The organism is Arthrobacter sp. 01T414 (genome assembly GCF_056398965.1).
This window is the reverse complement of sequence record NZ_JBFTQK010000003.1, coordinates 125509-136275: the sequence shown is the minus strand read 5'-3', so window position 1 is coordinate 136275 and position 10767 is coordinate 125509. Positions and strand designations below refer to the sequence as shown.

At 71.1% G+C, this 10767-nt stretch carries 7 protein-coding genes; all 7 read left to right on the top strand.

Features of this window, described 5'->3' with window-relative positions:
• Positions 1-41 precede the first annotated feature (41 nt).
• The 7 genes from AC1DK9_RS09120 to AC1DK9_RS09090 all read left to right on the top strand — a co-directional run bounded on the left by AC1DK9_RS09120 (position 42) and on the right by AC1DK9_RS09090 (position 10737).
• Positions 42-1013, top strand: coding sequence for an AAA family ATPase (locus tag AC1DK9_RS09120; RefSeq protein ID WP_476861723.1), 972 nt, complete (start codon positions 42-44; stop codon positions 1011-1013).
• Positions 1014-1089: 76 nt separating this feature from the next.
• The gene (locus tag AC1DK9_RS09115) at positions 1090-2421 is read left to right on the top strand and encodes a DUF58 domain-containing protein (protein WP_476915711.1); all 1332 of its coding nucleotides are present in this window, start codon (positions 1090-1092) and stop codon (positions 2419-2421) included.
• Positions 2418-4985: a transglutaminase-like domain-containing protein gene (locus AC1DK9_RS09110; RefSeq protein WP_476915710.1), complete on the top strand. Its 2568-nt coding sequence runs from the start codon at positions 2418-2420 to the stop codon at positions 4983-4985. The genes AC1DK9_RS09115 and AC1DK9_RS09110 overlap by 4 nt, the downstream gene beginning before the upstream one ends.
• Positions 4982-6484 (top strand): RDD family protein, encoded by a 1503-nt coding sequence (locus AC1DK9_RS09105; protein ID WP_476915709.1) that lies wholly within the window; start codon positions 4982-4984, stop codon positions 6482-6484. The genes AC1DK9_RS09110 and AC1DK9_RS09105 overlap by 4 nt, the downstream gene beginning before the upstream one ends.
• The gene (locus tag AC1DK9_RS09100; RefSeq protein WP_476915708.1) at positions 6481-7437 is read left to right on the top strand and encodes a PP2C family protein-serine/threonine phosphatase; all 957 of its coding nucleotides are present in this window, start codon (positions 6481-6483) and stop codon (positions 7435-7437) included. Before AC1DK9_RS09105 ends, AC1DK9_RS09100 begins: the two co-directional genes overlap by 4 nt.
• Positions 7424-9067 (top strand): FHA domain-containing protein, encoded by a 1644-nt coding sequence (locus AC1DK9_RS09095; protein ID WP_476861718.1) that lies wholly within the window; start codon positions 7424-7426, stop codon positions 9065-9067. Before AC1DK9_RS09100 ends, AC1DK9_RS09095 begins: the two co-directional genes overlap by 14 nt.
• A complete protein-coding gene (locus AC1DK9_RS09090) occupies positions 9064-10737 on the top strand; it encodes a serine/threonine-protein kinase (RefSeq protein WP_476861717.1) in 1674 nt (557 codons plus the stop codon). Before AC1DK9_RS09095 ends, AC1DK9_RS09090 begins: the two co-directional genes overlap by 4 nt.
• The last annotated feature ends 30 nt before the right edge of the window (positions 10738-10767 follow it).

Sequence of the window (10767 nt, the reverse complement as noted above, 5' to 3'; positions counted from 1 at the left end):
GAACCCGTATCGATCGACCAGACACAGAAGAGGACCACGTCATGACGATGACCACCGAACAGGCCGAATGGTTTGCCGGCACTTTCGAGAAGCTCGTTGCCAACGTGGGGCAGGCCGTACTGGGCAAGTCCCATGTCATTCGGCTGACCTTCACGGCGATGCTGGCCGAGGGGCATGTCCTCTTCGAGGACGCCCCCGGAACCGGCAAGACCTCGCTGGCCCGTGCCCTCGCGGCCACCGTCCAGGGCTCCAACAACCGCATCCAGTTCACCCCGGACCTGTTGCCCTCCGACGTCACCGGCGTGACCATCTATGACCAGAAGACGCAGAAGTTCGAGTTCCACAAGGGCCCGATCTTCAACAACATCGTCCTCGCCGACGAGATCAACCGCGCCTCGCCCAAGACCCAGTCGGCCCTGCTGGAGGTCATGGAGGAATCCCGCGTCACCGTGGACGGCGCCACCTACCAGGCCGGCCGGCCCTTCATGGTCATGGCCACGCAGAACCCGATCGAGCAGGCCGGCACCTACCGCTTGCCCGAGGCCCAGCTGGACCGCTTCCTGATCAAGACCTCCATCGGCTACCCGGACCACGCCTCCACCGTGCAGCTGCTCGGCGGCGCGAACCTCAAGGACCGCTCGAAGGAAATCACCGCCGTGATCACCACCCAGGCAGTCGCGGACATGGCCGACCTCGCCGCCACCACGCACGTGGACACCGCCGTGCTGGAATACATCTCCAGGCTCTGCGAAGAAACCCGCAGCGCCCCGGAGACCCGCCTGGGCGTCTCGGTCCGCGGCGCCCTCGCGATGGTCCGCGCCGCCAAGGTCTGGGCGGCCAGCCAGGGCCGGAACTTCGTCCTGCCCGACGACGTCAAGGACCTCGCCGCCGTCGTCTGGACGCACCGGCTCGTGATGGACCCGGAAGCGGAATTCTCCGGTGCCACCGCCGAGGCCGTCCTGGCCCGCGTCCTGGCCGACGTCGCCGCCCCGCAGCAGCGGGCCGCCGTCTAAGCGGCCCGTCCCGCCGAGCCCGCACCCGGGGTGGCCCCAGGCCACCCCGGCACCATGCACGAACAAAGGCACCGATATGTCCACCAGCACTCCGTTGACCCGGCTTGCTGAACGCCTGAAGCGGCCCCTGTCCCGGGCCGCAGCGCCAGCCCGGCTGCACCCCTCCGCCGTCTGGGCCGAGGCCCGCAGCACCGCCGCCCTGGCGCTGGGTCCGGCGGCGCGCGCCGTCCGGGAGCGCTACCGCCGGCACCTTTGGCCCGTCCTCTCCGTCGTGAGCGTGCTGGGCTGGTCCGTGCTGGCGGCGTCGGTGCTGCTGTGGAGCGTCGGCCAGGCCTACGGGTGGCAGGAAGCCAAGGCCGCCGCGATCGCCGCCTTCGTCCTGCTGGTGTTGGCGGTCGGCTTCATCCTGGGCCGCTCCTCCTACGGCGTGCTGCTGGACCTCGCCCGGACCCGGGTGGCCGTGGGGGACAGCGCCGTCGGCAGCATCGCCGTGTCCAACACCTCCGCCCGTCCGCTGCTGCCCGCGTCCCTGGAACTTCCGGTCGGCGCCGCCACCGCCGTGTTCCACCTGCCCCGGATGAAACCCGGGCAGGTCCACGAGGATCTCTTCACCATCCCCACCGCCCGCCGCGCCGTGATTGTGGTGGGCCCGGTCCGCTCCGTGCGCGCCGACCCGCTGCACCTGCTCCGCCGGCAGGTGCTCTGGACCGAGCCCGTTGACCTCTTTGTCCACCCCAGGACCGTGGCCCTGGCAGGCTCGGCCGCCGGCTTCATCCGCGACCTCGAGGGCATGCCCACCACCGATCTCTCCAGCGCCGACGTCTCCTTCCACGCGCTGCGGGACTACGTGCCCGGGGACGACCGACGGCACATCCACTGGAAGACCACGGCCCGGACCAACAAGCTCATGGTGCGCCAGTTCGAGGAAACCCGCCGGGCACACCTGGCCATCTCGCTCTCCACCAACACGGACGAATACGCATCCGAGGAGGAATTCGAACTGGCCATCTCCGCCGCCGCCTCGATCGGGCTGCAGGCCATCCGGGAGCAGCGCGACCTCGACGTCCTCACCCAGCAGGGGCCGCTGCGCTGCCAGACCGGCCGGAACATGCTCGACGACATGACCCGGATCGTCGGCGCCCCGCAGCGCAAGACCGCCGTCGACCTGGCAAGGACCCTGGCCGACACGGTGCCCAACGCCTCCGTGGTGTTCTTCGTGGTGGGCAGCAACGTCACCCCCACCCAGCTGCGCTCCGCCGCCGCCTCGGTGCCGCCCGGGGTGCGCAGCCTCGCGGTCCGCATCCAGGCCGGCGCCGCGCCGGCCCGGGCCAACATCGCGGACCTGACCGTGCTCACCCTGGGCGATCTCAGCGAGCTGGCCATCGTGCTCAGGAAGGCGGCAGCATGAGCGGCGCCACGGGCCTCCGGCCCCGGAAGAACGCGCCGGCAGCCCGCCGCTCCGGCTTCGCCGACGGGCAGCCGGGCTGGCACTACGCGCTCGACGCCGGCGCCCTCACCGTGCTGCTGGGGCTCGGCGTGCTCGGCTTCAGCCTCAGCTTCGGCGGCGACCCCTATTACCTGGCCGCCGGTCTCGGCGGCATCCTGCTGGGCCTTGGCGTCGCGGCCGCCCAGGTTCACTTCCGGCTCGGCGTGCTGATCACCACCGCGCTGGCGGTGGGCGCCTACCTGGTCTTCGGCACCGCCCTGGCGGTCCCCGAAGCCTCGATCGTCGGTGTGCTGCCCACGCTGGACTCACTGCGGACGCTGCTGGTGGGGGTGGTCTTCGCCTGGAAGGACATGCTGACCGTCGGCGTGCCCGTCGGGACCGCCGGCGGGACCCTGATCGTCCCGTTCCTGAGCTCGCTGCTGACCGCCCTGGCCGCCGGGCTACTGATCTGGCGGCTCAAGAGCCCCTACTGGCCGCTGCTCCCGGTGCTGCTGCTGTTCATCACCGGCATCGCGTTCAGCACCAACGCCGGCTTCCTCACCGTGGAACGCGGCATCTCGCTCACCGTGGTCGCGATCGCCTGGGCCACGTTCCGCCGCGACGCCCTGCGCCGCAGCGACACCCGCGCGGTGTCGGTAAACCGGCCGGAGACAGACCAGGGCGCCGCCCGCACCGCGCGGCTGCGCCGGGTGGGCACCGCCGCAGCGGTGATTGCCGTCGCCGTCGGGATCACCGCCGTCGCGTCCCCGCTGGTGACCGCCGACGACGACCGGAAGGTGCTGCGCAACGCGATCGTGCCCCCGTTCGACCCGAAGGACTACGTCACCCCGCTGGCGAGCTTCCGCAACTTCGTCAAGGACAAGAAGGACGACGACCTCTTCCTGGTCAAGGGCCTCCCCAAGGACGGCCGGGTACGCCTCGCCGCCCTGGACGCCTTCAACGGCACCAACTACAACATGGACCCTAACGGTTCCGGCAGCTTCAGCAAGGTGGGCGATGCGAAGTCACTGAACACCCTCGCGGACTCCACCGGCGTCGTGCCCACGAACAACTACACCCTGGGCATCACCATCGAGGACTACCAGGGCTACTTCCTGCCGGGCGGCCGCAAGACCACCGGCATCAGCTTCGACCGGGACGGCTCGGGCGCCGCCTCCGGTCTCTACTTCAACTCCGGCACGGACACCGCGGTGACCACCCGCGGGCTCGCCAAGGGAGATTCCTACAGCGTCCAGGTGTCCGACCCCGCGATGCTCGAACACGGTCAGCTGACCCAGTACGACTTCGCCAAAATGACGCTGCCGGATCCGGCCGAGGTCCCGCCGGTGGTCGGCTCACAGGCGAACGACCTCGCCGCCGACGCGCCCACCGCGATCGACCGGGTCCGGCAGATTGAGGCGCACTTCCAGAAGAAGGGCGCCTTCAGCAACGGCCTGATCGCCGACGGGCAGCTGCCCAGCGTCTCCGGCCACAGTGCCAACCGCATCCGCAGCCTGCTCACGGCCAAGCAGATGCTTGGCGACGACGAGCAGTACGCCGTGGCGATGTCCCTCATGCTGCGCCACCTGGGCATCCCCTCCCGCGTGGTGATGGGCTTCTACCCGGACCCCAAGGGCCCGGAAAACGGCGCCGGCGAAGTGCAGATCACCGGCAAGGACGTCCACGCCTGGGTTGAGGTCGCCTTCGACCGGGTGGGCTGGGTGTCGTTCGATCCCACGCCGCCCAAGGACAACGTGCCGATCCCGCCGGATCCGGAGAACAAGTCCAAGCCCAAGCCGCAGGTCCTGCAGCCCCCGCCCCCGCCACAGGAACCGGCCGAACTGCCGCCGGACTCCACACCGGACGCGCTCGACGCGGACCAGAAGAAGAACAATCCCTGGCTGTTCTGGGGACCCCTGCTGGCCGCGATCGGTACGGCACTGATACCGGTGGCGGTCCTCGCGCTGCCGCTGCTGCTTATCGCGCTGCTGAAATCCCGCCGCCGGAAGGCCCGCTTCACCGACGGGCACCCCGCGCAGCGCGTCGGCGGCGGCTGGAGCGAAGTGCTGAGTCTCGCGACCGACCTCGGCGCCGGGGTGGACAACCGCGCCACCCGCCGGGAGTCCGCCGTCGTGCTCGGCGAGGCGTTCCCGGCAAGCCAGGGCACCACCACGCTGCTCGCGCACCGGGCGGACGCCGCCATCTTCGGGGCGGGGGAACCGAGTGAGGAGCAGGTGCGTGAATACTGGGAGATCGTGGACGGCTCACTCAAGGAGATGACCGGAACGGTGGGCTTCTGGCGCCGCCAGCAGGCCCGCTTTTCGCCACGTTCCCTGCTGGCCGACGGCCGGGCCGCGCTCAAGCTGCGTGGACCCCGTCCGGTCCTGCCCGGCCGACGCCCCGCCGCCGGCGGCCCCGGCAGCGCGGCTACGGCATCCGGTCCGGCAGCCGTTGACCCGGCCGCCTTCGGTCCAGCTAGTACAGTGGAGCCCGGTCCGCACCCGGAACCACAGGGAACAGCCAGGAAGAACCGCAACGAGCCATGAGCGACGACGTCGAGCGCTGCCCGCGCTGCCACCAGCCGATCCGGCCCGGCGCCGCCTTCTGCACAAGCTGTGCGGCGCCGCTGAGCAACCGCTCGGCGCGCAACGCCGCGCGTGTGGAGCCAGCACCGGGTACTATCCCGGTAGCGCCTTCCGGTCACGGCGGTTCGTTCACCGCCGGCCCGGCGCCTGCCGGAGTGCAGCCGAACAGCCAGGGTGTCCGCGGACAAGGGGGAGGTACCGTTTTGCCGAACAAGCTTGAGCTGGTTCCCGCAACTGCCGCAAAGCGGCTCGGCGCGGCAGTGCTGGACTGGATTGGCCCCGCAGCGCTCCTTGTGGTGCTCTTCACCGTCGGCTTCGCCGGTGTCACGCAAACGCGCAGCGGCGGCTCCATCATCTACAACACCTCTTCGCTGGTGCTCTTCGGCGGCATCGGGCTCGGGGCCACCCTCGTCTACACGCTGGTCCAGGCCATGATCGAAGCCCGCTCCGGCACCACCCTCGGCAACCGCCTCGTGGGGATCCGCAGCGCCGACGCCGACGGTTACGCACCCGGCGGCGGAGCTGTCTTCCTCCGCGGACTCATCACCGGGGCCGGACTCTTGCTGGCTGCCCTGGCCGCCGTGCTGGTGGTGGTGTTCCAGTGGTTCGGCGCCGCGCTGGTGATCCTTGGACCGCTCGCCCTGGTGGGAGTCGGATGGGCCGTGCTCGTGGTGGTTTCCAATACCTGGGATCCGAACAGCGGCTTGCGCGGCTGGCACGACACCGCCGCCAAGACCCTGGTCTTCGACATCAAGGCCGGCCGCAACCCGATCACCACCGGCGGCATCCAAGGCCCCTACAGCTTTGCCCCGCTGGACCTGCCGCCGGTGCAGCAGGTCGCCTCGCCGGTGGCCGGAGCGGCCCGGCTCCAGCCGCAGCCGCAGCCGGCGCCCGCGCCCGCGGTCGCGTCCGCCCCCGCGCCGGCTGCGCCCGCGCCGGTTGCGGTGGCTGCTAAGCCGTCTACTCCCGCGGAGTTCCAGCCGGTGTCCTTCCGCCCGCCGGCCGCCGCCCCCGCACCGATCGAGGCCGCCCGCAGCCAGTCCGTCAACAGCCGCGCGTTCAGCCCGCACCCGGACGATGACCACGACCGCACCCAGGTCCGGGGCGACAGCTCCGTCCCGGTCACCGTGGCCATCCCGCGCATCAGGATCGACGACGGCCGGGAAGTGGAACTGGACCGGAGCGCGCTGATCGGGCGCAACCCGGCCGGCCACCCCGGCGAGGAAAACGTGCAGCTGCTGCCCGTGGCCGATCCGGGACGCTCCATCTCCAAGACCCACCTCCATGTGCTGGCCGGAAACGGCGGCATCTGGGTGACGGACCGCAACTCCACCAACGGGAGTGCGGTCACGACGCCGGACGGTATCCGCACCGCACTGGCACCCGGGGAACCCACCCACGTACGCCCCGGATCCACCGTGCACTTCGGTGACCGCTCCTTCTACCTAGGACAGGCATGACATCCCAGCCGGCATCCGTTCCTCCTGCCGAGGCACCCGCAGCCTCACTCGGAAACACCCCCAGCAGTGCCGCCAGCAGTGCTCCCACCAGTGCCCCCAGCAGTGCCCCCAGCCTGCGGCTGAATTGCGGCTACGGCACGGACCGCGGCCTGCGCCGGGAGATGAACGAGGACTCCTTCATCGCCGCGGATCCGGTGTTCGCGGTCGCGGACGGCATGGGCGGCCATGAGGCCGGCGAGATCGCCAGCGGCATTTGCGTGCGCACCCTCTCCGAGATCCCCCAGCTCGCCACGGGGGAGCGGGACGCCACGGCCGCCGTCGTCCAGCAGTACCTGCTCGAAGCCGACGCCGGCATCCGCGAAGCCACCGGCTCCCGGGCCGGCACCACCCTGTCCGGCGTCGTCGTGGTGGAGCAGTCAGGCGTTCCGTACTGGCTGGTCCTGAACATTGGCGACTCCCGCACCTACCGGCTCAGCCAGGGCAAACTCAGCCAGGTGAGCGTGGACCACTCCGAGGTGCAGGAACTGGTGGACGCCGGCGAGATCACTAAAGCCGAGGCCGCGGTCCACCCACGCCGCCACGTGGTGACCCGCGCGCTCGGCACCGGAGACGAGACCGAAGCCGACTACTGGCTGCTGCCCGTCGAGGAAGGCGATCGGATCCTGGTCTGCTCGGACGGTCTCAACGGCGAGCTCGACGACGAGCAGATTTCCCGCATCCTCGTGGCCGAGACCGACCCCCAGGCAGCGGTGGACGAACTCATCCAGGCCGCCCTGCGCTCCGGCGGCCGCGACAACGTGACCTGCATCGTGGTGGACGCCAGCAACGTGGCCCACGACAACGTCGCGCAGACCGCCCCGCGCACTTCGGCCGAAGCCGAAGACGAGAACACCCTGCCGCGCACCGAGGTCCTGGACATGGGCGCCGGCGAGGAGCCCCGTGGCGCCCGCTAACCGCCCGGCGGAACTTAGCTACACGCCGGGGACCTGGCTTGGCGTGGTCCGGTCCGGAACGGCGGTGCTGTTGCGCCCGGACACCGACCGCGGGCTGCTCGACTCGCTTTGGGCGCTGCTGGCCCGAAACCCGGAGATCCATGAGGTGCTGGATGCCGTGACCGCGGCCTCGGGCGGTTCCCTCGCGCGGCTGCCGTGGTTCGGGATCGTAGGGTTCCACGGAGCGCTGCAGGTCTTCCTGCGCGGCGAGATCGATCTGGACGTCCGGCTCGACGGCGGGGAATCCGTGGCGCTCAGCGGCAGGGACGTCAGCACCTGGACCGAACGGCGCTTCATGACCGCCGAGGAGTTCAGCCTTGCCATCCCCGGCGCTGCAGCACCCCAGGACGCTGGTGTCCTGACGCGCCGGCTGCCCCTGGGCGACGGCGTGGTCCTGCTGGAGGGCCTGCGCTGGGGCCGGACCGGCGACGTCACCGCCCTGCCGGAGGCAGCCGTCGTAGATGACCAGTTGCTGGCCGCCGCCGAGGCCGACGTCGCCGCCGATCAGGGCGAGCTCGGCAGCTCTACCGACACGGTGCTCGAGTTCCCGGAAGAGGAACCGGACGCCGGTTCTGGCGCGGAACCCGAGGCGGAACCCGACGCCGGCTCGGACGCCGGCTCCGACGCGGAAGCCGCCGCGGTGTTTGATCCGGAACCGGCAGAACAGGAGCCCACCGGCAGCTACGACCACCTCTGGGAACAAACGGTGATGCGGAACATTGAGGACGCCGCGGTGCGCGAGGATCCCGAGGCGGGCGAGGAACCAGCGCCGAGCGCCGCCGCGCCGGAACCGTCCGTTGCCGGGGAACCCGAAGCGCCCGCAGCGGCTGTCGCTCCGGCGGAGGAACCCGCGGCGGCCCCGGCGCCGGCACCAGCGAGCGGACCGGGTATCCCCGCCGGGCTCATCGACTCGGTGCCTTGGCGCACCGGCGGCGAGCAGGCGGACCCCGCCACGCCGCCGACGCCGCGCGGCCCCGGCCCCGTGGCCCCGCCGTCGCTGTTTACCCCACCGGCCCCGCAGCGGCAGGCCGGCGATGCCGACCACGACGGCCAGACCATCATGAAGAGCGAGCTCGCCGGGCGCGCGGCCGGAAGGTCCGAACAGCCCCCAACCATCAAGGATCCGGGCACCGGCCCCATGGTGCTGGCCCGGGTGTGCCCGCAGGGCCACGCGAACCCGCCCACCAACGGCCAGTGCGCCTACTGCGGCGAGGCGCTGCCCGGCGACGGAGTCCAGATCCGCCGGCCGCGGCTGGGCCGGGTGCGCCTGTCCACCGGCGAATTGATCGACCTCGACCAGTCACTGATCGTGGGCCGGCAGCCCTCCGTGTCCCGCGTCCAAGGCGCCGTGATGCCCAAACTCGTCCAGGTGGCCAGCCCCGGCGGCGACATCTCCCGCTCGCATGTGGAGGTCCGGCTGGAGGGCTGGCATGTGATGCTGTGCGACCTCAAAGCCACCAACGGCACGGTCCTGCTGCGCGAGGGCCAGGCCCCGCGCCGGCTCGCCCAGGGCGAGATGGCGATCCTGTTCGACGGCGACATCGCCGAACTGGGCGACGGCGTCCAGTTGCGCTTCGAGGAGCTCCTGTGAACGCCAAGCGTCCGGCGGCTCCGCCGCCCACCATCCCGGGATTCACGTACCTCAGCCCGCTCGGCTCCGGCGGGTTCTCGGACGTCTACCTGTACGAACAGGACCGGCCGCGCCGCAAGGTCGCCGTCAAGGTGCTGCTCTCAGACCTCAAAACCGAGGGCGCCCGCCGCCGCTTCGAGTCCGAAGCGAACCTGATGGCCCAGCTGTCCTCGCACCCGTACATCGTGACGATCTTCGAAGCGGAGATCACCGACGCCGGGCACTCCTACCTGGCCATGGAGTATTGCTCCCGGCCAAGCCTCGACGTGCGCTACCGCCGCCAGCGGTTCAGCGTGGACGAGGTCCTGGCGGTGGGGATCCAGGTGGCCTCCGCCGTCGAGACCGCGCACCGCGCAGGCATCGCGCACCGGGACATCAAACCGGCGAACATCCTCGTCACGGACTACAACCGGCCCGCCCTCACCGACTTCGGCATCTCCGGCACCCTCGCGGGGGACCAGGACGAAGACGCGGGCATGTCCATCCCGTGGTCCCCGCCGGAACAGTTCAGCGACCGGCAGGTCGACGGCGTGCTGGTGGACGTCTGGGCGCTCGGCGCCACGCTCTACACGCTGCTGGCCGGGCGGTCCCCGTTCGTGCTGCCGGGTGCGGACAACTCCCAGCGTGAACTGATCTCGCGCATCACCAACCTCCCGCTGCCGAAGCTGGGCCGCGCAGACGTACCCGAGTCCCTTGAGCTTGCCCTGGCCACGGCAATGGCCAAGTCGCCCGCCTCCCGGTACTCCTCCGCCCACGCCTTCGCGCTAGCGCTGCAACGCATCCAGGCCGAGCTGAACCTGTCCGTGACGCCGTTCGAGGTCCTCGAAGAACCCCGCCCCGACGAGCCGCACCCGGACGACACCTTCGAGGAAACCCGCGTCCGCAGCGTCGCGGCGATCGACCCGGACGCCACCGGCCACGGCCCCACCTTCCCGGCCCGGGTGCAATCCGCGACGTCGCCGGACAACGCGACGACCTCCGCCAATCCGGGCACCTGGGACACCAACCGCGTTACCGACCCGGATACGATCCAGCGGCCGGCCGCCGGCCAGCGCTTCGCGGTGCCGCCGGCTTTTCCAACCGCTCCGCGTCCGGCGCACGACGACGACGTCGCGGCCACGATCAACCGCTCCAGCGTCGCGGCGCCGGACGAAGCCGACGGGACAGCCGGCGGACCCGGCGAGCCGGCCGCAGCCGGCCACGGCCGCCGGAACCTCGTGCTCTCGATCGTCGGCGGGGTGGTCCTGGCCACTGCCGCCGTCGTCGGCATCATCGCGGGGTCCACCCGGCCCGCGCCGGCGCCCCAGGCGTCGGAGCAGCCCAGCAAGCCGCCTGCCGACGCCTTGGACAACGGCACCGTCCCGGACGTGGCAGGGCTCTCCGGCCGGGCTGACGGTTCCGGCAAACTCACCTTCACCTGGAAGAACCCGCAGCCCAAGCCCAAGGACAGCTACAAATGGCGGACCTACTCGCCGACGGGCAACGGGGACTTCCAAGCCACCACCACTCCCAAGGTCCAGGTGGCGCCCAACCCGGCGGGGGAGACCTGCATCCAGGTGATGATCGTGCGCTCCGACGGCGCGTCCTCGCCGATGGAACAAGACTCCATCGCCTGCGCCAGGAAATCCTGAGCGCGGCACCCCGGCCCGCGGCACACCCGA

Excerpts from the sequence above, each read along its gene's own strand:
- AC1DK9_RS09120 (WP_476861723.1), top strand. The coding sequence starts at position 42 with ATGACGATGACCACCGAACAGGCCGAATGGTTTGCCGGCACTTTCGAG.
- AC1DK9_RS09115 (WP_476915711.1), top strand. The coding sequence starts at position 1,090 with ATGTCCACCAGCACTCCGTTGACCCGGCTTGCTGAACGCCTGAAGCGG.
- AC1DK9_RS09110 (WP_476915710.1), top strand. The coding sequence starts at position 2,418 with ATGAGCGGCGCCACGGGCCTCCGGCCCCGGAAGAACGCGCCGGCAGCC.
- AC1DK9_RS09105 (WP_476915709.1), top strand. The coding sequence starts at position 4,982 with ATGAGCGACGACGTCGAGCGCTGCCCGCGCTGCCACCAGCCGATCCGG.
- AC1DK9_RS09100 (WP_476915708.1), top strand. The coding sequence starts at position 6,481 with ATGACATCCCAGCCGGCATCCGTTCCTCCTGCCGAGGCACCCGCAGCC.